This is a genomic window from Acinetobacter stercoris (assembly GCF_900323515.1).
GTDB lineage: Bacteria > Pseudomonadota > Gammaproteobacteria > Pseudomonadales > Moraxellaceae > Acinetobacter > Acinetobacter stercoris.
Genome location: NZ_OOGT01000007.1, coordinates 1 through 21,896, shown reverse-complemented (window position 1 = coordinate 21,896; position 21,896 = coordinate 1). Strand labels below are relative to the sequence as shown.

The 21,896-nt window shown below is 41.3% G+C and carries 33 protein-coding genes and 1 pseudogene; 4 read left to right on the top strand and 30 right to left on the bottom strand.

Annotation, left to right across the window (positions count from 1 at the left end):
• Positions 1-166: 166 nt before the first annotated feature.
• From rplQ to KPC_RS01260, 29 genes and pseudogenes are all read right to left on the bottom strand, one after another.
• The gene (gene rplQ, locus KPC_RS01400; protein ID WP_004869494.1) at positions 167-544 is read right to left on the bottom strand and encodes a 50S ribosomal protein L17; all 378 of its coding nucleotides are present in this window, start codon (positions 542-544) and stop codon (positions 167-169) included.
• Between the two features lie 18 nt (positions 545-562).
• On the bottom strand, positions 563-1,570 hold the full coding sequence (locus KPC_RS01395) for a DNA-directed RNA polymerase subunit alpha (RefSeq protein WP_086174445.1): 1,008 nt from the start codon (positions 1,568-1,570) through the stop codon (positions 563-565).
• A 17-nt stretch (positions 1,571-1,587) separates the two neighbouring features.
• Positions 1,588-2,214, bottom strand: a complete 627-nt coding sequence (rpsD, locus tag KPC_RS01390; RefSeq protein WP_121972658.1) for a 30S ribosomal protein S4 — start codon at positions 2,212-2,214, stop codon at positions 1,588-1,590.
• A 12-nt stretch (positions 2,215-2,226) separates the two neighbouring features.
• A complete protein-coding gene (gene rpsK / locus KPC_RS01385; protein WP_001040166.1) occupies positions 2,227-2,613 on the bottom strand; it encodes a 30S ribosomal protein S11 in 387 nt (128 codons plus the stop codon).
• 19 nt (positions 2,614-2,632) lie between these two features.
• Complete coding sequence (gene rpsM / locus KPC_RS01380) at positions 2,633-2,989, bottom strand: 30S ribosomal protein S13 (RefSeq protein ID WP_005012957.1); 357 nt, start codon at positions 2,987-2,989, stop codon at positions 2,633-2,635.
• Between the two features lie 107 nt (positions 2,990-3,096).
• Entirely contained in the window at positions 3,097-3,213 is a 117-nt protein-coding gene (rpmJ, locus tag KPC_RS01375; RefSeq protein WP_000867907.1) for a 50S ribosomal protein L36, read from the bottom strand.
• Positions 3,214-3,233: 20 nt separating this feature from the next.
• Entirely contained in the window at positions 3,234-4,550 is a 1,317-nt protein-coding gene (gene secY, locus KPC_RS01370; protein WP_171334404.1) for a preprotein translocase subunit SecY, read from the bottom strand.
• A gap of 45 nt (positions 4,551-4,595) precedes the next feature.
• On the bottom strand, positions 4,596-5,036 hold the full coding sequence (gene rplO, locus KPC_RS01365) for a 50S ribosomal protein L15 (RefSeq protein WP_121972656.1): 441 nt from the start codon (positions 5,034-5,036) through the stop codon (positions 4,596-4,598).
• Positions 5,037-5,039: 3 nt separating this feature from the next.
• On the bottom strand, positions 5,040-5,216 hold the full coding sequence (rpmD, locus tag KPC_RS01360; protein ID WP_000849088.1) for a 50S ribosomal protein L30: 177 nt from the start codon (positions 5,214-5,216) through the stop codon (positions 5,040-5,042).
• Positions 5,217-5,222: 6 nt separating this feature from the next.
• The gene (gene rpsE, locus KPC_RS01355) at positions 5,223-5,720 is read right to left on the bottom strand and encodes a 30S ribosomal protein S5 (RefSeq protein ID WP_121972655.1); all 498 of its coding nucleotides are present in this window, start codon (positions 5,718-5,720) and stop codon (positions 5,223-5,225) included.
• A 2-nt stretch (positions 5,721-5,722) separates the two neighbouring features.
• Positions 5,723-6,073 carry a 50S ribosomal protein L18 gene (gene rplR, locus KPC_RS01350; protein WP_121972654.1) on the bottom strand — a complete coding sequence of 117 codons (351 nt, stop codon included), beginning with the start codon at positions 6,071-6,073 and terminating at the stop codon, positions 5,723-5,725.
• Between the two features lie 14 nt (positions 6,074-6,087).
• Positions 6,088-6,621: a 50S ribosomal protein L6 gene (gene rplF, locus KPC_RS01345; protein WP_121972653.1), complete on the bottom strand. Its 534-nt coding sequence runs from the start codon at positions 6,619-6,621 to the stop codon at positions 6,088-6,090.
• 13 nt (positions 6,622-6,634) lie between these two features.
• Positions 6,635-7,030 carry a 30S ribosomal protein S8 gene (rpsH, locus tag KPC_RS01340; protein WP_121972652.1) on the bottom strand — a complete coding sequence of 132 codons (396 nt, stop codon included), beginning with the start codon at positions 7,028-7,030 and terminating at the stop codon, positions 6,635-6,637.
• A gap of 11 nt (positions 7,031-7,041) precedes the next feature.
• Positions 7,042-7,347, bottom strand: a complete 306-nt coding sequence (gene rpsN / locus KPC_RS01335) for a 30S ribosomal protein S14 (protein WP_121972651.1) — start codon at positions 7,345-7,347, stop codon at positions 7,042-7,044.
• Between the two features lie 9 nt (positions 7,348-7,356).
• A complete protein-coding gene (rplE, locus tag KPC_RS01330; RefSeq protein ID WP_004869527.1) occupies positions 7,357-7,893 on the bottom strand; it encodes a 50S ribosomal protein L5 in 537 nt (178 codons plus the stop codon).
• A 15-nt stretch (positions 7,894-7,908) separates the two neighbouring features.
• Positions 7,909-8,229 carry a 50S ribosomal protein L24 gene (gene rplX / locus KPC_RS01325; protein WP_121972650.1) on the bottom strand — a complete coding sequence of 107 codons (321 nt, stop codon included), beginning with the start codon at positions 8,227-8,229 and terminating at the stop codon, positions 7,909-7,911.
• A gap of 11 nt (positions 8,230-8,240) precedes the next feature.
• On the bottom strand, positions 8,241-8,609 hold the full coding sequence (rplN, locus tag KPC_RS01320; RefSeq protein ID WP_004725701.1) for a 50S ribosomal protein L14: 369 nt from the start codon (positions 8,607-8,609) through the stop codon (positions 8,241-8,243).
• 92 nt (positions 8,610-8,701) lie between these two features.
• Positions 8,702-8,959, bottom strand: coding sequence for a 30S ribosomal protein S17 (rpsQ, locus tag KPC_RS01315; RefSeq protein WP_121972649.1), 258 nt, complete (start codon positions 8,957-8,959; stop codon positions 8,702-8,704).
• On the bottom strand, positions 8,956-9,153 hold the full coding sequence (rpmC, locus tag KPC_RS01310) for a 50S ribosomal protein L29 (RefSeq protein ID WP_004869536.1): 198 nt from the start codon (positions 9,151-9,153) through the stop codon (positions 8,956-8,958). Before rpmC ends, rpsQ begins: the two co-directional genes overlap by 4 nt.
• Entirely contained in the window at positions 9,153-9,566 is a 414-nt protein-coding gene (rplP, locus tag KPC_RS01305) for a 50S ribosomal protein L16 (protein ID WP_121972648.1), read from the bottom strand. The genes rpmC and rplP overlap by 1 nt, the downstream gene beginning before the upstream one ends.
• Positions 9,506-10,322 (bottom strand): annotated as a pseudogene (rpsC, locus tag KPC_RS01300) (30S ribosomal protein S3). Before rpsC ends, rplP begins: the two are co-directional and overlap by 61 nt.
• A gap of 1 nt (position 10,323) precedes the next feature.
• Positions 10,324-10,653 (bottom strand): 50S ribosomal protein L22, encoded by a 330-nt coding sequence (gene rplV / locus KPC_RS01295; protein WP_001982638.1) that lies wholly within the window; start codon positions 10,651-10,653, stop codon positions 10,324-10,326.
• 12 nt (positions 10,654-10,665) lie between these two features.
• Positions 10,666-10,941 (bottom strand): 30S ribosomal protein S19, encoded by a 276-nt coding sequence (gene rpsS, locus KPC_RS01290; protein WP_001138119.1) that lies wholly within the window; start codon positions 10,939-10,941, stop codon positions 10,666-10,668.
• Positions 10,942-10,960: 19 nt separating this feature from the next.
• The gene (gene rplB, locus KPC_RS01285) at positions 10,961-11,785 is read right to left on the bottom strand and encodes a 50S ribosomal protein L2 (protein WP_121972646.1); all 825 of its coding nucleotides are present in this window, start codon (positions 11,783-11,785) and stop codon (positions 10,961-10,963) included.
• 11 nt (positions 11,786-11,796) lie between these two features.
• Positions 11,797-12,117, bottom strand: a complete 321-nt coding sequence (gene rplW, locus KPC_RS01280; protein ID WP_004825192.1) for a 50S ribosomal protein L23 — start codon at positions 12,115-12,117, stop codon at positions 11,797-11,799.
• Positions 12,114-12,716 carry a 50S ribosomal protein L4 gene (gene rplD, locus KPC_RS01275; RefSeq protein WP_016654879.1) on the bottom strand — a complete coding sequence of 201 codons (603 nt, stop codon included), beginning with the start codon at positions 12,714-12,716 and terminating at the stop codon, positions 12,114-12,116. Before rplD ends, rplW begins: the two co-directional genes overlap by 4 nt.
• A gap of 11 nt (positions 12,717-12,727) precedes the next feature.
• Positions 12,728-13,366, bottom strand: coding sequence for a 50S ribosomal protein L3 (gene rplC, locus KPC_RS01270; protein WP_121972645.1), 639 nt, complete (start codon positions 13,364-13,366; stop codon positions 12,728-12,730).
• Between the two features lie 59 nt (positions 13,367-13,425).
• On the bottom strand, positions 13,426-13,737 hold the full coding sequence (rpsJ, locus tag KPC_RS01265; RefSeq protein ID WP_004725677.1) for a 30S ribosomal protein S10: 312 nt from the start codon (positions 13,735-13,737) through the stop codon (positions 13,426-13,428).
• Positions 13,738-14,016: 279 nt separating this feature from the next.
• On the bottom strand, positions 14,017-14,745 hold the full coding sequence (locus tag KPC_RS01260) for a type 1 glutamine amidotransferase (protein ID WP_121972672.1): 729 nt from the start codon (positions 14,743-14,745) through the stop codon (positions 14,017-14,019).
• A 189-nt stretch (positions 14,746-14,934) separates the two neighbouring features.
• Between KPC_RS01260 and KPC_RS01255 the strand changes: the two genes are divergently transcribed.
• The 4 genes from KPC_RS01255 (at position 14,935) to KPC_RS01240 (ending at position 19,246) form a co-directional block, all read left to right on the top strand.
• On the top strand, positions 14,935-16,134 hold the full coding sequence (locus tag KPC_RS01255) for a PLP-dependent transferase (RefSeq protein ID WP_121972644.1): 1,200 nt from the start codon (positions 14,935-14,937) through the stop codon (positions 16,132-16,134).
• A gap of 18 nt (positions 16,135-16,152) precedes the next feature.
• Positions 16,153-17,691: a helicase HerA-like domain-containing protein gene (locus tag KPC_RS01250; protein ID WP_121972643.1), complete on the top strand. Its 1,539-nt coding sequence runs from the start codon at positions 16,153-16,155 to the stop codon at positions 17,689-17,691.
• 148 nt (positions 17,692-17,839) lie between these two features.
• On the top strand, positions 17,840-18,604 hold the full coding sequence (locus tag KPC_RS01245) for a globin domain-containing protein (RefSeq protein WP_121972642.1): 765 nt from the start codon (positions 17,840-17,842) through the stop codon (positions 18,602-18,604).
• A gap of 195 nt (positions 18,605-18,799) precedes the next feature.
• A complete protein-coding gene (locus KPC_RS01240) occupies positions 18,800-19,246 on the top strand; it encodes an RrF2 family transcriptional regulator (protein WP_121972641.1) in 447 nt (148 codons plus the stop codon).
• 83 nt (positions 19,247-19,329) lie between these two features.
• Here the strand turns inward: KPC_RS01240 and KPC_RS01235 are convergent, their stop codons facing one another.
• Complete coding sequence (locus tag KPC_RS01235) at positions 19,330-21,741, bottom strand: membrane-bound PQQ-dependent dehydrogenase, glucose/quinate/shikimate family (RefSeq protein ID WP_121972640.1); 2,412 nt, start codon at positions 21,739-21,741, stop codon at positions 19,330-19,332.
• Positions 21,742-21,896 lie beyond the last annotated feature (155 nt).

Here is a 21,896-nt window from a genome sequence, read left to right as displayed (position 1 = left end):
AGCACAAAACTGACAATACACAATGTCAAGTTTGGAGTTTTTTTAATATTTTTTTGTCAATTCGGGACACAGTATCTAAATTGTTAGACAATCTATTTACATGCAATAAAAAAGGTCGGTTTTAAACCGACCTTTATTGAATAATAAAAAAGTAAAACTTTTAAAATTATTCTGCAGAAGATTTAACTTCGCGATCTACAAGCTCTACATAAGCCATCGGCGCAGCATCACCTGCACGGAAACCAGCTTTAAGAACACGTAGATAACCGCCGTTACGTTCTTTATAACGAGGGCCAAGAACTGTAAATAACTTACCTACAGTTGCTGCTGAACGAGTACGAGCAAAAGCCAAGCGGCGGTTTGCTACAGTATCGTTTTTAGCTAAAGTGATTAAAGGCTCAGCAACGCGACGTAATTCTTTTGCTTTAGGCACAGTTGTTTTAATCAACTCGTGTTCGAACAAAGAATTAGCCAAGTTTTGGAACATCGCTTTACGATGACTGCTTGTACGGCCTAATTTCACACCACTATTACGATGACGCATGGTGATAGTCCTACTTAATTAACGGCTACGATAGGCAAAACGATCGTCCATACGGAGACTAGCTGGTGGCCAGTTCTCTAAACGCATGCCGAGTTGTAAGCCTTTCGAAGCTAGAACATCTTTAATCTCTGTTAACGATTTTTTACCTAGGTTAGGAGTTTTTAATAACTCAACTTCAGTACGTTGAACAAGATCACCGATGTAGTAAATATTTTCTGCTTTCAAACAGTTAGCAGAACGAACAGTAAGCTCTAGATCATCTACTGGACGAAGCAAGATTGGGTCAACTTCTTCACGAGGCTCTTGAGCAACTGGAGCTTGATCTTTCTGAAGATCAACAAAAATTGCAATTTGTTGTTGCAAAATTGTAGCCGCTTTGCGGATTGCTTCTTCAGGATCTACAGTACCATTTGTTTCAAGATCAATGACCAATTTATCAAGGTCAGTACGTTGTTCTACACGAGCATTTTCTACTGTATAAGACACACGTTTAATCGGGCTATAAGAAGCATCTAACTGTAGACGACCAACAGGACGTGTTTCACCTTCAGGGAAACGGGAGTCAGAAGTTTCATAACCACGACCTTGAGAAACTTTCAGGCGCATTTTCAAATTGCCTGATGCACTTAGAGTGCCGATCAAGTGTTCCGGGTTAACCACTTCAACATTATGAGGTAAACGCAGGTCAGCAGCGGTAACATCGCCAGGACCTTGTTTTTCTAATGTTAAATATGCTTCATTTTGATCGAACAGCTTAATAGACAATCCTTTTAGGTTCAGCAAGAGCTCGACGATGTCCTGCTGCAAGCCTTCTAAAGTACTGTATTCGTGCTCGACACCTTCTATTTCAACTTCAACCACAGCAGCGCCTGGTAAAGAAGATAATAGAATGCGACGTAAAGCATTACCAAGAGTATGGCCAAAACCACGCTCTAAAGGTTCCAGAATCACTTTTGCCGAGGTCCCGCTTGCCGCTTCGACCTTGATCGCTTGCGGAGTTAGAAACTCGTTTGCAGTACGCGTCATTATTGCTACCTCAAGGATTATTTAGAATACAATTCTACAATCAAGCTTTCGTTGATTTCAGCAGGTAAATCAGAACGATCTGGTGCAGCTTTAAACGTACCTTCAAATTTAGAATGGTCAACATCCATCCAAGAAGGAATACCACGTTGAGCAGCTAATTCAATTGCGTTTTTAATACGTAATTGTTGTTTAGCACCTTCGTGAACTGCAATTACATCACCTGCTTTAACTTGGATTGACGCGATATTAACACGACGACCATTTAAAGTAATGCTACGGTGACTTACTAGCTGACGAGCTTCTGCACGTGTAGAACCAAAACCCATGCGATAAACAACGTTATCTAGGCGGCTTTCAAGCAATTTCAACAAGTTCTCACCTGTTGCACCTTTAACACGAGCTGCTTCTTTATAGTAATTACTAAATTGACGCTCTAACACACCGTACATACGACGTACTTTTTGTTTTTCACGTAATTGTAGTGAATACTCAGATTGTTTACCACCACGAGCCCCGCCATGTTGACCAGGAGCTTTAGCGTGTTTTTTTGTTTTGACGTCAAATGGTTTAACGCCAGATTTTAACTGCAGGTCTGTCCCTTCGCGGCGAGAGAGTTTGCATTTTGGACCAATATAACGAGCCATGAATGTTTCTCCTTACACGCGACGTTTTTTAGGTGGACGGCAACCGTTGTGAGGGATTGGTGTCACATCGGTAATGCTGTTGATCTTATAACCCACTGCGCCTAATGCACGAACCGCAGACTCACGACCTGGACCAGGACCTTTTACAAGGACGTCCAAGTTTTTCAAACCGTAATCCAAAGCTGCTTTACCAGCAACTTCAGCAGCTACCTGAGCAGCAAACGGAGTTGATTTACGTGATCCACGGAAGCCTTGCCCACCTGAAGTGGCCCAAGCCAATGCATTACCTTGACGATCGGTAATCGTAACAATGGTGTTATTAAAAGACGCGTGAATGTGTGCAACACCTTCAGAGACGGTACGAGTGACCTTCTTGCGTGTGCGAGTATCTTTTGCCATCTTTTAGCTTCCAGAAATCTTACTTTTTAATCGGTTTGCGCGGACCTTTACGGGTACGTGCGTTAGTTTTGGTGCGTTGTCCGCGGACAGGCAAGCTACGACGATGACGAAGACCACGGTAGCAGCCTAAATCCATTAAACGTTTAATGTTCATGGAAATTTCGCGGCGTAAGTCACCTTCGGTAGGAACCTTAGCAACTTCTGCACGAATCGCATCGAGCTGAGCATCATCCAATTCACGGATCTTGGTAGTAGTAGCGATACCAGCAGCAGCTAAGATGTTCTTAGCAGTGTGGCGACCAATACCAAAGATGTACGTGAGGGAGATAACAGCATGCTTGTTATCCGGAATGTTTACACCGGCAATACGAGCCATTCACTTTTCTCCAAAAAGGCAGTAGAGATAATCAACCGCCCCACAAAAATCTTGAGGGGCGGATATTAACCCAATTCGCCTACTGAAATCAACAGGTCTTGATCAGATTAACCTTGACGCTGCTTATGACGAGGTTCTGCGCTACAAATTACGCGGATAACCCCATTACGACGGATAACTTTACAGCTACCACAAATTTTCTTTACAGAAGCTTGAACTTTCATGATGAAACCTCTAAGTGCGCTTATCCCTTAGGATGAGCAGTCTTTCTCATTAACGATTGATTATCATATTGGTGAGACGTGAGATGAGCTTGAAGCTGAGCCATAAAGTCCATCACAACTACCACAACAATCAGCAAAGAAGTACCCCCCAAATGGAATGGGATACCAAATGAACTTTGCAAAATCATTGGCATCAAACAAATGACAGTGATATAGATTGCACCAATAAACGTCAAACGATTAAGAATATGATCTAAATAACGAGCAGTTTGCTCACCTGGGCGAATACCAGGTACATATGCTCCACTTCGTTTCAAATTCTCTGAAACTTCTTTAGGGCTAAATACTAGCGCAGTATAGAAATAACAGAAGAAAATGATTAACGCAGCGAACAGCACCAAATACAAAGGTTGTCCAGGCGATAATACTAATGCCAAATCTTGTAGCGTACGTTTTACAATTCCTGCATTTGGATCAGCACTTCCAAGCCATTGACCTAAACTTGCAGGGAACAACAATAACGAACTTGCGAAAATTGCTGGAATAACCCCTGCCATGTTAATTTTTAATGGCAAATGTGTTTGCTGAGCAGTGAATATGCGACGCCCTTGTTGCTTTTGAGCATAGTTAACAGGTATACGACGCTGAGCTTTTTCAATAAACACGATCGCTGCGAGTACTGCTAATGAAAGCAAACCAAATATAGCTAAACCAATAAGACTGGTTTGTCCTTGCTCAACAGATGAGAAAGACTGAATAACTGTAGTTGGCAATGCTGCAACAATACCAGCAAAAATGATCATGGAAATACCATTACCGATACCACGTTCGGTAATTTGCTCTCCTAACCACATCAGAAACATTGTTCCAGCCACTAAAGATGTGACTGCTGGAATATAAAAAGCCAGACCCGAAGTCAAAGTAATTCCTTGACTGATGAGTCCCGCACACATTCCAATACCTTGCACAAAGGCAAGTAACAATGTGCCATAGCGAGTGTACTGATTAATCTTACGTTTACCCTGCTCGCCTTCTTTCTTTAATGCTTCAAGCGAAGGAACAACTGTTGACATCAACTGCACAATGATGGATGCAGAGATGTATGGCATAATACCCAACGCAAGAATTGACATACGTTCTAATGCCCCGCCAGAGAACATATTAAATAAGCCTAAGAAAGTACCTTCATTAGCCTTAAAAAAACGCTCTAGCGCGACATTATCAATACCTGGCAGAGGAATATGCGATCCTAGTCGAAAGACGACCAAAGCACCAATCAAGAACATTAATCGGCGAATAATTTCACGATATTTCACATGAAATGGCTGCCCTTTCATCATGTTAACATGACCTGAAGAACTAGGAGACATAGTCACTCGCGATTACTCCTCGACTTTACCGCCAGCAGCTTCAACAGCAGCTTTAGCGCCTTTAGTCAATGCAACACCTTGAACAGTGAATGCACGAGTGATTTCACCAGAAAGTACGATACGAGCACGTAACATATCTTTACGTACAACGTTCGCAGCTTTTAAAGTTTCTAGGCTAACAATATCGCCTTCAACTTTAGCAAGTTCAGACAAACGTACTTCAGCAGTTTTCAAAGCCAATTGGCTAGTGAAACCGAATTTAGGTAAACGACGATAAATCGCTGTTTGACCACCTTCAAAGCCTGGACGAACGCCACCACTTTTACGTGATTTCTGACCTTTGACACCACGGCCACCAGTCTTACCAACGCCAGAACCGATACCACGGCCTAAGCGACGGTTTTCACGTTTTGCACCTTCTGCAGGCGCAAGCTCATTTAAACGCAGAGTCATGGCTTATTCCTCTACACTAACCATATAGTAGACTTTGTTGATCATACCACGATTAGAAGGAGTATCTTGCACTTCTACAGTATGACCAATACGACGCAGACCTAAACCTTGTAAGCAAAGTTTGTGATTTTTCAAACGATGCGAAGAAGATTTAGTCTGGGTAACTTTAATCGTTTTCATGATTGATTACCCTAAAATTTGTTCTACTGAGAGACCACGTTTCGCAGCAACCTTTTCAGGAGAAGTCATATCACGCAAACCATTAAAAGTTGCATTTACGACATTTGCAGCGTTAGTAGAACCATAACACTTAGTCAATACGTTACGCACACCAGCAGCTTCTAAAACTGCACGCATTGAACCACCAGCAATTACGCCAGTACCTTCAGATGCAGGTTGCATATAGACATGACTTGCACCATGACGAGCATGGATAGGGTGCTGTACAGTACCATCAACAAGGTCAACAGTAATCATGTTACGACGCGCAGCTTCAAGTGCTTTAGAAATAGCAGCTGGAACTTCACGCGCTTTACCACGACCAAAACCTACGCGACCATTACCATCACCAACCACAGTCAATGCTGTGAAAGAGAAGATACGACCACCCTTAACAACTTTGGCTACACGATCAACGGCAACCAGCTTTTCAACAAGACCTTCGTTTTGTTCAACTTTAGCCATGATTAGAACTCCAAGCCGTTTTCACGAGCAGCATCAGCCAAGGCTTTGATACGACCATGATATTTAAAACCAGAACGGTCAAATGCAACTTTAGTTACACCAGCTGCTTTAGCACGTTCTGCGATTAAAGCACCTACTTTCGTAGCAGCATCGATGTTACCAGTCGAACCGCTACGTAAAGATGCATCCAAAGTAGAAGCTTGAGCTAATACTTTGCCACCATCTGCTGAAATAACTTGAGCATAGATGTGACGCGGAGTGCGGTTTACACACAAACGAGTCGCACCCAATGCACGAATGTGCAAGCGTGTGCTTTTCGCACGACGCAAACGGGATTGTTTCTTTTCGTTCATAAGAACCTCGCGCCTTATTTCTTCTTAGCTTCTTTACGAAGAACAACTTCATCCGAATAACGAACACCTTTACCTTTGTATGGTTCTGGTGAACGGTAAGCACGGATTTCTGCAGCAACCTGACCTAACAATTGTTTGTTAGCTGACTTGAGAACAATCTCAGTCGCAGTCGGAGTTTCAGCAGTTACGCCTTCTGGAAGTGAGTAATCGATTGGATGTGAATAACCAAGGTTAAGGTTAACTACATTACCTTTAACCGCAGCTTTATAACCTACACCGATAAGTTGTAACTTACGTTCGAAACCTTCGTTAACACCTTTTACAAGGTTATTTAACACAGCGCGAGCAGTACCAGCTTGCATCCAAGAGTCTTTAGACTCTTTAACTGGAGCAATTTGAAGTTTACCTTCTTCCTGTTTTAGCTCGACCAGCGCATGCAGGTTGAAAGACAAAGTACCTTTACTGCCTTTCACTTCGACCTGCCGGCCGTTCTGAGTAACTGTTACACCATTAGGTACAGTTACTGGGGCTTTAGCCACACGAGACATGAGGAATCACCTATTAAGAAACAAAAGCAATAACTTCACCACCAACGCCTGCAGCACGTGCAGCGCGATCAGTCATGATGCCTTTGCTTGTAGAAACAATTGCAATACCCAATCCTTGCTTAACGCTAGGAAGATTATCTTTACCGCGATATTGGCGAAGACCTGGACGGCTTACGCGTTTCACAGTTTCAATAACCGGTTTGCCTTCAAAATATTTTAAAGTAATAGTCAAAGTAGCTTTGCCTTCAAGATCAGCAACTTCTACATTTGAAATATAACCTTCTTGTTGAAGTACGTTTGCAATCGCAACTTTCAACTTAGAATTTGGCATAGAAACAGTTTGTTTTTTTGCCATTTGTGCGTTACGAACACGTGTTAGCATGTCGGCAACGGTATCTTGCATACTCATTTAGTCGCTCCTTACCAGCTTGCCTTAACAACGCCAGGTACATCACCTTGCATTACTGTATCACGTAATTTGTTACGGCTTAAACCGAACTTACGGAAGTAACCATGAGGACGTCCAGTTAAACCACAACGGTTACGTAGACGAACTGGTGATGCATTACGAGGCAACGCTTGTAATTTTAACATCGCTTCAAAACGCTCTTCATCACTTGCATTTACGTTAGCAATAGTAGCTTTGTATTCAGCACGTTTTGCAGCGTATTTAGCAACTGTTTTTTCGCGTTTTAATTCGCGATTAATCATACCTTTCTTAGCCATATCGACCTCTTATTTGAACGGGAAGCCGAATGCACGCATAAGCGCACGGCCTTCGTCATCGGTGCGAGCAGTCGTAGTAATAGTAATATCCATACCACGAATACGATCAATCTTATCGAAATCGATTTCTGGGAAAACGATTTGCTCTTTCAAGCCCATAGAGTAGTTACCACGACCATCGAAAGATTTCGCAGAGAAACCACGGAAGTCACGGATACGAGGGATTGCGATTGAGATCAAACGGTCTAAGAATTCGTACATACGTTCGCCACGTAAAGTAACTTTACAACCGATTGGCCAACCATCACGGATTTTGAAGCCCGCGATTGATTTACGTGCAAGTGTTAACACTGGTTTTTGACCAGCGATAGCTTGCATATCTGATAATGCGCCATCTAATAATTTCTTATCAGCTGAAGCTGCACCAACACCCATGTTTAGAGTGATTTTAGTAATGCGAGGAATTTCCATCACATTAGCTACGCCAAGTTCTTCTTTCAACTTAGCTTTAAGTTCGTCATTGTAACGCGCTTTAAGTCTGGCCATTGCCTTGTCAACCTATTACTTCGCCGCCGCCACTGATTCACCATTTGATTTGAATACGCGAGTTTTCGCGCCTTCAGCATCAACTTGGTAACCAACACGGTCAGCCTTTTGGGTTGTAGCATTAAAAATTGCCACGTTTGAGATATGAAGCGAAGCTTCTTGAGTTACGATGCCGCCTTCAGCGCCAGTAACACGATTCGGCTTTTGATGCTTCTTAACTAAATTAAGGCCTTCAACCTTAACTCGGTCATTAGAAACAGACAAAACAGTACCCTGTTTGCCTTTTTCTTTACCTGCGATCACGATTACTTGATCGCCTTTTTTAATCTTAGCCATGATTGCCTCTATTATAGTACTTCAGGAGCCAATGAAATGATTTTCATGAACTGTTCAGTACGAAGTTCACGAGTCACTGGTCCGAAAATACGAGTGGCAATCGGAGCCTTGTTGTTGTTCAAAATAACAGCAGCATTGTCATCAAAACGGATCACAGAACCGTCTGGACGACGAATACCGAATTTTGTGCGAACTACAACTGCATTCATCACGTCACCTTTTTTAACACGGCCACGTGGAATTGCTTCTTTTACAGTAACTTTAATAATGTCGCCAACAGAAGCATAACGACGATGTGAACCACCAAGTACTTTGATACATTGTACGCGGCGTGCACCACTGTTGTCTGCTACGTCGAGCATACTTTCGGTTTGAATCATTGCCCTACTCCAAAACCGAGCATCACCGGTCACAATTTCGAAAGGCTCAAAGAGTACTCGAAATTGACCGATGATGCAACAAGAACGTCTAATTACTCAGCAGCTGCTTCAACAACTTCAACCAAAGTCCAAGCTTTAGTTTTAGAAATTGGGCGGCTTTCTTTGATGGTTACAAGATCGCCAAGTTTAGCGGTATTGTTCTCATCATGAGCGTGTAATTTAGTTGAACGGCGGATTGATTTGCCGTACAACGGGTGTTGAACTCGGCGTTCGATAAGAACAACAATAGACTTGTCCATTTTGTCACTTACTACTTTGCCAGTTAACGTGCGGACTGTTTTTTCACTCATTGTCCGTTCCCCTGTTTTTCGGTAAGGAGTGTCTTGATACGAGCAATTGTCTTACGAGCAACTTGCACTTCGTGCGATTTACCCAATTGACCAGTTGCTTTCGCCATACGAAGACGGAATTGGTTAAGCTGTTGCTCTTCAAGCAAAGCTTGCAACTCTTCTACCGACTTTTCACGTAGATCTTTAGTTTTCATTACATTACCGTCCGAGTCACGATAGCGGTTTTAAACGGAAGTTTAGCAGCAGCTAAAGTAAATGCTTCGCGCGCTAATTCTTCGCTTACACCTTCCATTTCGTACAGGATCTTACCTGGCTTGATTTCACAAACCCAGTATTCCACATTACCTTTACCGTTACCCATACGAACTTCTAATGGTTTTTCAGTAATTGGTTTGTCCGGGAATACACGGATAAAGATTTTACCACCACGTTTTACACGACGGCTAATGGTACGACGCGCAGCTTCAATTTGACGCGCAGTCATACGACCACGTTCAACTGATTTAAGTGCGATAGTACCAAATGATACTGTACTGCCACGGTGCGCTAGACCAGTGTTACGGCCTTTTTGCACTTTACGGAATTTAGTACGTTTAGGTTGCAACATGGATTATTCTCCTTTATCAGCAGAACGATCATTGCGACGACCACGACGCTCTTGACCTTCACCACGACCGCGACCGCGTTTAGCTGGACGTTCTTCAGCAGGAGCCGGGTTCATGACTTGTTTCATGCCACCCAGGATTTCTCCACGGAAAATCCAAACTTTAACACCAATCGTACCGTAAGTAGTTTCAGCACGCATTGTTGCATAATCAATGTCAGCACGAAGAGTATGCAAAGGTACACGACCTTCACGATACCATTCAGTACGTGCGATTTCTGCACCACCTAAACGGCCTGAAACTTCAACTTTGATACCTTTAGCACCAGCACGCATAGTGTTTTGTACTGCACGTTTCATAGCACGGCGGAACATTACACGTTTTTCTAATTGAGAAGCGATTGCTTCAGCAACTAAACGAGCGTCTAAGTCTGGGCGATCGATTTCGTTGATGCTTACTTGCGCAGGAACACCCATGATAGATGTTAATTCGCGTTGTAATTTTTCAATGTCTTCGCCTTTTTTACCGATAACGATACCTGGACGTGCGGTGCTAATTGTTACTTTAGCAGCACCTGTAGGACGTTCGATAAGAATATTGCTTACCATTGCATTCTTAAGTTTTTTAGTTAAAAACTCACGAACTTGCAAATCTTTAAGCAAGTATTCAGCGTATTGTTTCGGATTCGCATACCAGTTAGCGTTATGACGTTTCACAACACCTAGGCGGATACCGATTGGATGAACCTTCTGACCCATATCAAACCCCTACCTTAACGGTGATGTGACAAGTACGCTTAGTAATACGATCCGCACGGCCTTTAGCACGTGGCATGATACGTTTAAGGCTCATGCCTTCATCAACGTAGATCGTAGAAACTTTAAGATCATCAACATCTAAACTGTTATTATGTTCAGCGTTTGCGATAGCAGATTCCAAAGCTTTTTTCACTAAAACTGCAGCTTTTTTGTTGCTGAAGTTCAAGATATTAAGCGCGTGAGCAACTGATTTGCCACGGATTAAATCTGCAACCAAACGTGCCTTTTGTGCCGAGATAGCGGCACCGCGTAATTTTGCAGTTACTTCCATCATTAGCACCTATTAACGTTTAGACTTCTTGTCAACACCGTGACCACGATAGGTACGAGTTGGCGCGAATTCACCTAGTTTATGACCTACCATATGTTCAGTTACGATCACTGGAACATGGTTACGGCCATTATGTACAGAAATTGTTAAACCAACAAAATCCGGGAGGATCATCGAACGACGCGACCAAGTTTTGATCGGCTTGCGAGAATTACTTGCAACAGCCGCTTCAACCTTAGCGAACAAGTGCGCATCGACGAATGGGCCTTTTTTCAGAGAACGAGGCATTGTCAGATTCCTTTACTTGTTACTTAACGCGACGGTCGCGAATAATCATCTTAGTCGTACGCTTATTGGTACGTGTCTTGTACCCTTTAGCTTTTTGACCCCATGGGCTTACAGGTTGAATACCTTTGTTACGCCCTTCACCACCACCATGTGGGTGATCAATCGGGTTCATCGCCATACCACGAACGGTAGGACGAACACCACGCCAGCGCGCAGCACCAGCTTTACCTAGTGAGCGAAGGTTGCTTTCTGAGTTAGATACTTCACCTAACACAGCGCGGCATTCAACATGTACTTTACGCATTTCGCCTGAACGAAGACGAATGATTGCGTATGAACCGTCACGACCCAACAATTGAGCAGAAGTACCAGCAGAACGCACTAATTGTGCACCTTTACCGATTTTAAGCTCGATGTTGTGAAGAGTAGAACCGATAGGCATGTTGCGAAGTGGCAAGCAGTTACCAGTACGAATTGGAGCATCGTTACCAGATTGCACTTTATCACCAGCACGCAAACCTTTAGGTGCAATAATATAACGACGCTCACCGTCAGCATATTTCAACAAAGCAATATGTGAAGTACGGTTAGGATCGTATTCAATACGTTCAACTACAGCAGGAATGCCATCTTTGTTACGTTTGAAGTCAACAATACGGTACTGTTGTTTATGACCACCACCAACGTGACGAGTCGTGATGTGACCGTTGTTGTTACGACCACCAGTACGTTTTTTAGCTTCTGTCAACGGAGCATAAGGTGCGCCTTTGTGAAGGTGGCTATGAACCACTTTCTCTACAAAGCGACGCCCTGGAGACGTTGGCTTACATTTTTGAATCGGCATAATTTTCGTCCTTATTCCGCTGCGCTTTCAGCGGTATCGCCCAAGTCAGCCATTTCAACATCTTGGCCAGCTTTCAGGGTGACGTATGCTTTTTTAACATCAGAACGACGTCCCAATGTACGACCAAAGCGCTTAGTCTTACCTTTAGTGATAGTTGTGTTAACTTTAACAACTTCTACACCAAATAATTGTTCAACTGCTTTTTTGATTTCAAGTTTGTTTGCATCTAGTGCAACTTTAAATACTTGAACACCAGCAGTTTCACCTAAAACTTGTGCTTTTTCTGAGAATACAGGTCCTTTTAGGACTTGATAGATACGTTCGTTGTTCATCCGAGTTCTACCTCAATTTTCTTAGCAGCAGCAACAGACATTACAACTTTATCAAACGCGATCAAGCCAACAGGATCAATAGCAGTAGCATCAACCACATCAACGTGTGGAAGGTTGCGAGCTGCAAGATACAGATTCTCATCAACAGCATCTGTAACGATCAATGCGCGAGTAGCGTTCAAGTCGTTAAGTTTTGCAAGCAATTCTTTAGTTTTAGGAGCTGCAACAGCAAATTCTTCAACTAATACAAGACGATCTTGGCGAACAAGTTCAGCTAAGATACATTGCATTGCACCGCGGTACATTTTGCGGTTAACTTTTTGAGACCAATCTTGTGGACGAGCAGCAAAAGTTTTACCACCACCAACCCAGATTGGGCTACGAATAGAACCAGCACGAGCGCGGCCAGTACCTTTTTGACGGAATGGTTTTTTACCACCGCCAGAAACGTCTGCACGTGATTTTTGCGCACGAGAACCTTGACGACCACCAGCTAAATAAGCTGTAACAACTTGGTGTACAAGAGCTTCGTTAAATTCGCGTCCGAAAGCAACTTCAGACAATTCAACAGCAGAGCCGGAAACAGTTTTTAAATTCACGTTATTTCCCCTCAGGCCTTGATAGTAGGACGAACGATAACGTCGCCACCAGTAGCACCAGGAATCGCACCTTTAACAACTAAAACTGAACGTTCAGCGTCGATAGATACAATTTCAAGACCTTGTACTGTTACGCGTTCATCACCTAAGTGACCAGCCATTTTTTTGCCTTTGAACACGCGACCAGGAGTTTGGTTTTGACCTGTAGAACCTAATACACGGTGAGAAACAGAGTTACCGTGAGTAGCGTCTTGAGTACGGAAATTCCAACGCTTAACACCACCTTGGAAACCTTTACCTTTAGACTGACCAGTTACATCAACGATTTGACCTACAGTAAATAGATCAACACCGATAGTACCACCAACTTCACGACCTTCAAGATCAGCTTCTGCAACGCGGAATTCTTTAACCAAACGACCAGCAGCAACACCAGCTTTCGCAAAGTGACCTTTTTGAGCGTTAGTTACGCGAGATTCGCGACGTTCACCAGTAGTGATTTGAATTGCTTGATAACCATCAGTTTCAAGCGTTTTGATTTGAGTGATTCGGTTAGGATCAACCTCAATCACTGTAACAGGTACAGAAACACCAGCATCTGTAAAGATACGTGTCATACCGCACTTGCGACCGACTAAACCAATAGCCATGTGCATAAACCTCTAAAAAAGCGGCTTAATTAACTCAGAGTGTTAATTAACCGAAAGCCTTAACCCAATGCGATCTGAACATCAACACCAGCTGCAAGATCCAATTTCATCAATGCATCTACAGTTTTGTCTGTAGGTTGAACGATATCGATCAAACGTTTGTATGTGCGGATTTCATATTGGTCACGCGCATCTTTGTTTACGTGTGGTGATGTTAAAACGTTAAAACGTTCGATGCGAGTAGGCATCGGGATTGGACCACACACTTGTGCACCAGTACGTTTTGCTGTTTCTACGATCTCTTGAGAAGATTGATCAATTAAACGATGATCAAAAGACTTAAGACGGATACGAATTCTCTGGTTAGACATACCAGTTAACTCCAAGCCAAATATATAAAGAATCACCCTTGACGCATCTCACCCCACTTTGAAGAAGGCAAGTGTCAAGAGCAGTGAATTATCACTAAGGTCGTGATCGATGCCACGACTGTAACGATCTGAATGACTTTCTTCGCCATTCAGCCCTTCCTATCGAAGGGTCGCCCATTATAACGACTGCTTATGCATTAAGCAAACCTTTTCAGACCTTTTTACATATTTTTAACTATTTTTTTAATATTGGTGAGTTTAAAAAATAGCCAGAACCAACTACACCCTTAAAACATAATCTATTGCCTGATTTAACAATTGATTACCTTGTATAAACTGTTGAGATTGTGAGTTTTTCAGTTCACTTATAGCCTGTATAGCAGCCCCCTGAAATATATTCAACTCCTCCTCATGCTCAATAAAAATATCAAGTACTCTCTTGGTAATTTCCGGATGAAATTGAAAACCCAGTACATTAGTACCTATTTGATATAATTGATTCGCACACACTTTACTTTCAGCCAGTCGTATAGCACCTTTTGGAATATCAAATGTTTCACTATGCCATTGCATGACCTGTATTTCAGCTGGCATCTGAAAGCAATCCTTCTCAATATAATTACTCTTGTATACAGTGCTCCAACCCATTTCTTGAACCGTATTTCGCGTAACTGAAGCACCTAATGCGTTTGCAATAAGCTGCCCCCCTAGACACAATCCTATTGCAGGTTTTGATTGTGCCAAATAGCGCCTAATCCAGCGTTTTTCTATTTTTAGCCATGGGAAATTCACTTCATCATTTACACTCATTGTGCCACCCATAATCATAAGCAAGTCCACATCTTCTACATCAGGCAAAGCTTCAATATCAAAACTTAAATCTGTAGGTAAAGCGAAAAACTCCGTTGCGGTTATCTCTGCGCCAAGGGTTTTTAAATAGTCATAACAACTACCAAATCCCTCACCAGCAATATGCTGAAAATAATGAACCTTTAATTTTTTCATGATGAATAGCCTATTTTTATTTATGCTTTTTTGATGTTGCAAAAATAAAGCCAACAAGATTAATACTTTTACAATTCATTAATAAATCACTTTAAAAGTAAAGTTTTTATGTTTTTTCACAATTCTTTGCTTTGCCATTTGTCCTGAATATGTTTTCTTAAACAAAATGTTAAAACGTTTATTGGAAAATTCGTGAAAAATAAAATTCAAACAGCACTCATTCATGCTGAACGTAAAGCACCACAGTATATTGAAACTATTCAACCTCCCATTTTCCGTGCATCTACTATTATTTTTAAAAATACTGCCGCACTTTTTGATCGCCACTGGACAGATGAATATGACTATAGTTATGGCACACATGGAACACCAACCACATTTACCTTAAGTGACAATATTGCTCAAATCGAAAGTGGTCGATATTGTTTACTTGCTCCAAGTGGGTTATCTGCCATTAACCTTGTGAACTCCTGTTTTTTAAATCGCGATGATGAGGTTTGGGTCGCTGATAATATTTATGGTCCAAATATGGAGCATCTGGATTACTTGCAAAAACATTATGGTGTTGTGGTTAAAGTGTATAACCCTCTCCTCGCTGAAAGCTTCCAGCCGAATGAGAAAACCAAGTTACTTTGGCTGGAGGCTGCGGGTTCAGTTACTTTAGAGTTTCCTGATCTAGTTAATCTTGTAAAAAAAGCCAAACAAGCGAATGTGCTAACAGCATTAGACAATACATGGGGTGCAGGCTTGGCATTTAATGCTTTTGATTTTTCAGAAGAACATCTCGGTGTTGATATCACTATCCATGCCTTAACAAAATATCCAAGTGGTGGCGGAGATATTCTGATGGGATCAGTTGTCACCAAAGATAAAAAATTACATCATCAACTTTTCAAAATGCATTCTATCCAAGGGATTTCTATTTCTGGTGATGATGCTGCACAGGTCCAACGCAGTCTTGCCTCAATGCAAATTCGCTATGAACATCAGGCAAAGAGTGCTTTAAAAATCATGCAGTGGTTAAAGACAAATCATGCATTTTCCCAAGTATTACATCCAGCAAACCCTGACTCTGCAGGTCATCAACACTGGAAAGAGATCTGCACAACAGAACAAAGTGCCGGTTTAGTCAGTGTTATTTTTAAACCTGAATATGATTTAACAGCAATTCGTAAGTTCTGTGATAATTTAAGTTTATTTAAACTAGGATTTAGTTGGGGGGGGCCTGTTAGTCTGGCAATGCTCTATCAACTAAATCAAATGCGAAAATTGCCAACACCACATTTGGCAAAAGGAATATTGGTACGCTTTTGTATTGGTCTTGAAGATCCAGAAGATCTGATTCAAGATATCCAAAATGCATTAGAAAAAATGAATGATAATCATATTTAAAAACATATAGGACACATTATGGGCACCCCACTTGTTATTGCGAAAAAAACATCAGACGCAGCACAACAAATCGTTTTACATTCTGAGTTTGCCAACCGTCATGGGTTGATTGCAGGTGCAACAGGTACAGGTAAAACTGTCACATTAAAAGTACTCGCAGAGAACTTTTCACGCATTGGTGTTCCTGTTTTTTTAGCAGATGCCAAAGGTGATGTATCCAGTATAGCCAAAGCCGGTAGTAGCAATCCGAAGTTTGATGAACGAATTGCAAGTTTAGGTATCGAAAGTATTCCTTTCGCAGCTTCACCCACTGTTTTCTGGGATTTATTTGGTGAACAGGGTCATCCGATTCGCACTACTGTTTCGGAAATAGGTCCATTACTGATGGCTCAGATTTTGAATCTAAATGATACTCAGGAAGGCGTTTTGTCTGCTGTCTATCGTATTGCTGACGATCAGGGATTATTGCTGATTGATTTTAAAGACCTAAAAGCCATGCTGACTTATGTCAGTGAGAATGCGGCAGAATTAAAAGCAGAATATGGAAACCTATCTCCTGCAAGCCTAGGTGCAATTCAGCGTAATTTACTCGCTCTAGGTGATCAAGGCGGCGATAAATTTTTTGGTGAACCCAGCTTAGACATTCTGGATTTTATCCAAAATGATGAAAAAGGTCTGGGTTATATCAACTTGTTAGCAGCTGATAAACTGATGAATACACCAAAACTATATGCTACTTTCTTGCTTTGGATGCTATCTGAGTTATTTGAAAAATTACCAGAAGTTGGTGATCTGGATAAACCTAAACTGGTTTTCTTCTTTGATGAAGCACATTTACTTTTTGACAATGCCAGTCCTGCCCTACAAGAGAAAATCAAACAGGTTATTCGTCTTATTCGCTCAAAAGGTGTTGGTATTTATTTCATCACACAAAGCCCATTAGATATTCCCGAAGATGTACTTGGACAACTCGGTAACCGTGTGCAACACGCGCTTCGTGCATTTACTCCTAAAGATCAAAAAGCTGTCAAAACTGCTGCTGATACTTTCCGTGCCAATCCAGAATTCAAAGTTGATGAAGTAATCACTCAACTTGCTGTAGGAGAGGCATTGATTAGTTGTTTAGATGAACAAGGTACACCACAAATTGTAGAACGCGGTATGGTCATGCCTCCGTATTCATCATTTTCCCCGATCACGATAGAAGAACGCAGAACTTTAATGCAGCAAAGCATTATTGCTGGCGTATACGAGCAAGAAGTTGATCGTGACAGCGCTTATGAAATGCTACAACGTAAAATTACTGAAAGCGCCCAACAACAGCAAGCTCAAGCCGAGGCACGAGCTCAAGCGGAACAACAGCAAGCTCTTGCCAAAGAACAAGAAAAGCTGGCAAAACAGCAAGCCAAAGAAGAGGAAAAAGCCGCTGCTGCACGTGCCAAACTCACTCAGGATGTGATCGGGACTTTTGCAAAAAGTGCTGCCCGCACACTAGGTGGTTCTACAGGTCAAAAACTGGTTCGAGGTTTATTAGGGTCGTTATTTGGAAAAAGATAAATTTAATTTTCCAATCAGTTTGGCGCTTTTTAGGGGATATTTTTATATCCCCTAATATTTTTATGGTTTTTTTATGAAGAGTATTTACATTACATTTTATAAGATGTATTTTAAATACATCTTATAGCCATAACAGTAGTTTTTAGCCATGACTCCACAACATATCGAACTTGTAAAAAATACAGTACCAGTATTACGTGAAAATGGTGTTGCACTCACCAGCTATTTTTATAAAAGAATGCTCGGCAATAATCCTGATTTAAAAAATGTATTCAATCTCGATCATCAAAGTACTGGTCGTCAGCCACGTGCGCTTGCAGCGGCTGTTTTAGCTTATGCAGAACACATTGAAAACCCTAGTGTTTTAGCAAAAGCAGTTGAACACATTGCAACCAAGCATGTGAGTCTTGATATTCAGCCAGACCAGTATTCCATTGTTGGTGAAAATCTACTTCATTCGATTAGCGAAGTATTGAATGTTCCAATGGAATCTGACCTGATTGCTGCATGGAAAGAAGCTTATTTACAGCTCGCAGATATTTTAATTAACGCTGAAAAAGCAAAATATGATGGTCTAGCAGCTCAAACTGGAGGCTGGGCTGGTTGGCGTGAATTTGAGATTGCTGCAATTGAAACAACTGATGCAGGTAAAAAAATTACGCTTAAACCTACTGACGCCCAAGCAGTTCCAGAAGGTCAAACTGGTCAATATATTTCAGTGAAAGTACAAGTACCAAATCATAATATTCAACAGCCACAACAATTTACTTTTACTGATGCTCAAAGTTCATCTGAATATCAAATCGAAGTTAAACCTGAAAAAGACCATACTGAATATTCCGTTGCCAATATCTTATTAGACAATTATAAAGTCGGCGATAAAGTTCAAGTCACTGCACCTTTAAAAGGTTAAGTCATTCTGCATACATATTTCTTTAAGGCTGATTTTATTTAATATAAAATCAGCCCACATCCCATTAAAATCATAAAAAATATTTTTAAATCAAACAATTGAATTTAAAACTTCAGCACTTTCTATTTTTTAAAATTTCCTTTATTCATGCTTTCGAGTTAAGATATTATCCAGATTCTTGTATTTTTAATTTCTATGCAGCTCAATAAGTTTACAGACTATGCCTTACGTATACTGATGTATATCTCAAGACCTCGAGATATGCCATATACCATTGCAGAAATTGCTGAAGACTTGCATGTATCGCAAAACCATTTAGTCAAGATTGTGCACTTCATGGGTAAACAAGACTGGATTATGACTACTCGTGGTAAGGGAGGTGGTATTCGCCTTAATCCTGAAGCCCTTGAGTTAAAACTAGGTACTATCGTTCGCATATTACAAGGCAATCAGCAAATTGTTGAATGTAATACGCCACCCTGTGTTTTCCGCAGCAATTGCGGTTTAAAAGGTATTTTGGATCACGCTTTGAATGAGTTTTATCAGAGTCTTGATCAACACACCTTAGCTGATGTGCTTGACACCTCCTCTACAACAAAAGTGGCTTTCAACTCCCCTATTTCACTGCTCAACATCCAATAAAAAAAGCTACATTAAAATAATAATGTAGCTTTTTAAAATCGATTATCGCTGTATACCATACAACGATAATCCAGCTTTAAATATTATGACTTAGGTAATTTATAAGCCACAAGATAATCACCCACAGGAGTTTTCATAAAGTGGTGTCCACCTGCCATAATGACCAGGTATTGCTCACCATTTTGTGAATAAGTCATAGGCGTTGCCTGACCACCTGCTGGAAGTGTATCACTCCAAAGCTCTTTACCTGTTCTCACATCAATTGCACGAATCTTATCATCAGTTGTTGCAGCGACAAATGCTACGCCACCAGCCGTGATAATCGGACCACCATTGTTTGGTGTACCAATATTGATTGGCATATGAGTAGGAAGACCAAATGGACCATTACGCTCAGCACTACCTAAAGGATGTTGCCAAAGGATTTTTTTAGTATTCAAATCAATCGCACTAATCATACCGTAAGGTGGTTCACTACATAGCATTTGTGTTGGGCTAAAGAATGGACCAATTGTAACGCCATAAGGTGTTTCATCCATAGGACGTTTCGGACTAACTAAATTTGGATCAAATTTAGGATTATCCAGAGAATATACGCCATCTTTCACAACATCTTTACGTTGTAATAGTTGTGCATACATCGGAGTATTGTTCCAGTTCGCAATAATCACACCATGATTTGCATCATATGCATAACTACCCCAATCGCTACCACCATTATTACCTGGATACATAATCCAAGGTTTAGATAGACTAGGTGCAGTGAACATACCTTGATAATTGGCTTTTTTAAACTTGATACGACACATCATCTGGTCGATTGGTGAAATACCCCACATTTGCTTTTCAGTTAAAGCAGGGAAGCCTAGACGAGGAATGTCAACAGAGAACGGTTGTGTTGGAGAAAGCGGATCTTCCTTTAACTCTCCTTTCGGAACTGGACGTTCTTCAACAGTTGACAGTGGCTGACCATTTACACGGTTGATCAAGAATGTCTGACCCAATTTTGTTGGAATCAGCATTGCAGGAACAGCTTTACCTGTTGCATCCGGATAATCAATCAATGTCGGTTGTGAACCCAAGTCCATATCCCACACATCTTTATGTACGGTTTGATAGACCCAGCGCACATCACCAGTTTGTGCATCTAATGCAACAACAGCAGAAGAAACTTTATTTTCTTCAGGTGTACGCATTGCACCATAGTGATCGGCAGCAGAGTTACCCATCGGGATATAAACCAAACCTAATTTTTCATCACCCACAGAAGCAGTCCATGAGTTTGGTGTACCACGACTATACTCTTCACCTGGACCAGGTTCACCTTTTTGTCCTGGACGGTTTACGTCCCAAGCCCATTTGAATTTACCAGTTTCTGCATCATAGCCACGAACCACGCCAGATGGTGCCCAACGTCTTTGGTTATCTTTCACTTCCTGACTAGTCACAATTGTATCTTTTACAATAGAAACTGGCGCAGTGATTGCCAAGAAACTTGGAACTGTTTTACCCATGCCAGTCAGTAAGTTGGTTTGACCATTTTCACCAAAGCCAGCACATGCTTTACCAGTTTCAGTATCCACAGCAAGCAGACGCATATCTAAAGTACCCACGATGATACGAGTATGACATGCCTGTCCAGCTGGAATTACTTTTGATTCATAATATGTTAAACCACGGCATGCAGCTGTGTATGGAACACTCTTATACGCTACGCCTGATTTGAATTTCCAGATTTCTTTACCTGTTGCAGGATCTACACGGCTAATGTTATTCGTCGCACTACATACATATAAACCGTTACCCACCTTAATTGGTGTATGTTCCGCAGCCCATTTATTAATTTTACCTTTTGGTGGTAAATCACCAGTACGATAAACCCATGCTCGTTCCAGCTTCCCAACATTATCAGCATTGATCTGTTTCAATGGAGAATAACGTGTTGCATTGGCATCACGACCATAATATTTCCAGTCTGAATCAGCCTGATCTTGATCTTTACTTTCACTAACAAGCGGTTTATCTGGAAATGGCAGACCAGAATCATAGGTAAATTTAGGTGTAAATGCCAGAATGCCCGCAATAACAAAACAGACAACGATAACACCCGTTAATCCCAAAGATACTTTACGACTCGCGCCACGCTCGATTTTCGGTAACAATAATGTCAGGAAAAAAGCGAAAACTGCGAAAACTGCAACACGCGGAACCCATCCCCAAAACCGAGAACCACTTTCCCAGATTGTCCAGATTAAGGTTAAAATAAAGAAAGCGCCAAAGAGCCAAGCTCCTGACATTTTATTTTTAAAGAGTAATATCCCTGACACAATTAATGCCAAACCAGCAATTAAATAGTACCAAGAACCACCGAGTGTGATGAGATACCCTCCACCAAACAGTAGTGGAAGACCAAACAGAATAAATACTACAGCTAAGATTTTGACTAAAACAGAATGTTGTATTTTTCTTTCTGTCATATCGGAATCTGACGTCATATAAACACTCCATAGCAGGATCACCTCTTTTCTAACGGAAAGAAAAAAGGAGTAATTTGATAAAATACTTATTTTTTGAAGCGCAAATAGATGATATCTACAAAATAAATATCAATATGTGACAATCAATAAGATCAACTTGAACACTTTATATT

What these genes read in the sequence shown, in the direction of transcription:
- rplQ (WP_004869494.1), bottom strand. Translation starts at nt 544, where the DNA reads ATGCGTCATCGTAATAGTGGTGTGAAATTAGGCCGTACAAGCAGTCAT.
- KPC_RS01395 (WP_086174445.1), bottom strand. Translation starts at nt 1,570, where the DNA reads ATGACGCGTACTGCAAACGAGTTTCTAACTCCGCAAGCGATCAAGGTC.
- rpsD (WP_121972658.1), bottom strand. Translation starts at nt 2,214, where the DNA reads ATGGCTCGTTATATTGGTCCAAAATGCAAACTCTCTCGCCGCGAAGGG.
- rpsK (WP_001040166.1), bottom strand. Translation starts at nt 2,613, where the DNA reads ATGGCAAAAGATACTCGCACACGCAAGAAGGTCACTCGTACCGTCTCT.
- rpsM (WP_005012957.1), bottom strand. Translation starts at nt 2,989, where the DNA reads ATGGCTCGTATTGCCGGTGTAAACATTCCGGATAACAAGCATGCTGTT.
- rpmJ (WP_000867907.1), bottom strand. Translation starts at nt 3,213, where the DNA reads ATGAAAGTTCAAGCTTCTGTAAAGAAAATTTGTGGTAGCTGTAAAGTT.
- secY (WP_171334404.1), bottom strand. Translation starts at nt 4,550, where the DNA reads ATGAAAGGGCAGCCATTTCATGTGAAATATCGTGAAATTATTCGCCGA.
- rplO (WP_121972656.1), bottom strand. Translation starts at nt 5,036, where the DNA reads ATGACTCTGCGTTTAAATGAGCTTGCGCCTGCAGAAGGTGCAAAACGT.
- rpmD (WP_000849088.1), bottom strand. Translation starts at nt 5,216, where the DNA reads ATGAAAACGATTAAAGTTACCCAGACTAAATCTTCTTCGCATCGTTTG.
- rpsE (WP_121972655.1), bottom strand. Translation starts at nt 5,720, where the DNA reads ATGGCTAAAGTTGAACAAAACGAAGGTCTTGTTGAAAAGCTGGTTGCC.
- rplR (WP_121972654.1), bottom strand. Translation starts at nt 6,073, where the DNA reads ATGAACGAAAAGAAACAATCCCGTTTGCGTCGTGCGAAAAGCACACGC.
- rplF (WP_121972653.1), bottom strand. Translation starts at nt 6,621, where the DNA reads ATGTCTCGTGTGGCTAAAGCCCCAGTAACTGTACCTAATGGTGTAACA.
- rpsH (WP_121972652.1), bottom strand. Translation starts at nt 7,030, where the DNA reads ATGAGTATGCAAGATACCGTTGCCGACATGCTAACACGTGTTCGTAAC.
- rpsN (WP_121972651.1), bottom strand. Translation starts at nt 7,347, where the DNA reads ATGGCTAAGAAAGGTATGATTAATCGCGAATTAAAACGCGAAAAAACA.
- rplE (WP_004869527.1), bottom strand. Translation starts at nt 7,893, where the DNA reads ATGGCCAGACTTAAAGCGCGTTACAATGACGAACTTAAAGCTAAGTTG.
- rplX (WP_121972650.1), bottom strand. Translation starts at nt 8,229, where the DNA reads ATGGCTAAGATTAAAAAAGGCGATCAAGTAATCGTGATCGCAGGTAAA.
- rplN (WP_004725701.1), bottom strand. Translation starts at nt 8,609, where the DNA reads ATGATTCAAACCGAAAGTATGCTCGACGTAGCAGACAACAGTGGTGCA.
- rpsQ (WP_121972649.1), bottom strand. Translation starts at nt 8,959, where the DNA reads ATGAGTGAAAAAACAGTCCGCACGTTAACTGGCAAAGTAGTAAGTGAC.
- rpmC (WP_004869536.1), bottom strand. Translation starts at nt 9,153, where the DNA reads ATGAAAACTAAAGATCTACGTGAAAAGTCGGTAGAAGAGTTGCAAGCT.
- rplP (WP_121972648.1), bottom strand. Translation starts at nt 9,566, where the DNA reads ATGTTGCAACCTAAACGTACTAAATTCCGTAAAGTGCAAAAAGGCCGT.
- rplV (WP_001982638.1), bottom strand. Translation starts at nt 10,653, where the DNA reads ATGGAAGTAACTGCAAAATTACGCGGTGCCGCTATCTCGGCACAAAAG.
- rpsS (WP_001138119.1), bottom strand. Translation starts at nt 10,941, where the DNA reads ATGCCTCGTTCTCTGAAAAAAGGCCCATTCGTCGATGCGCACTTGTTC.
- rplB (WP_121972646.1), bottom strand. Translation starts at nt 11,785, where the DNA reads ATGCCGATTCAAAAATGTAAGCCAACGTCTCCAGGGCGTCGCTTTGTA.
- rplW (WP_004825192.1), bottom strand. Translation starts at nt 12,117, where the DNA reads ATGAACAACGAACGTATCTATCAAGTCCTAAAAGGACCTGTATTCTCA.
- rplC (WP_121972645.1), bottom strand. Translation starts at nt 13,366, where the DNA reads ATGGCTATTGGTTTAGTCGGTCGCAAGTGCGGTATGACACGTATCTTT.
- rpsJ (WP_004725677.1), bottom strand. Translation starts at nt 13,737, where the DNA reads ATGTCTAACCAGAGAATTCGTATCCGTCTTAAGTCTTTTGATCATCGT.
- KPC_RS01250 (WP_121972643.1), top strand. Translation starts at nt 16,153, where the DNA reads ATGGGCACCCCACTTGTTATTGCGAAAAAAACATCAGACGCAGCACAA.
- KPC_RS01245 (WP_121972642.1), top strand. Translation starts at nt 17,840, where the DNA reads ATGACTCCACAACATATCGAACTTGTAAAAAATACAGTACCAGTATTA.
- KPC_RS01240 (WP_121972641.1), top strand. Translation starts at nt 18,800, where the DNA reads ATGCAGCTCAATAAGTTTACAGACTATGCCTTACGTATACTGATGTAT.
- KPC_RS01235 (WP_121972640.1), bottom strand. Translation starts at nt 21,741, where the DNA reads ATGACGTCAGATTCCGATATGACAGAAAGAAAAATACAACATTCTGTT.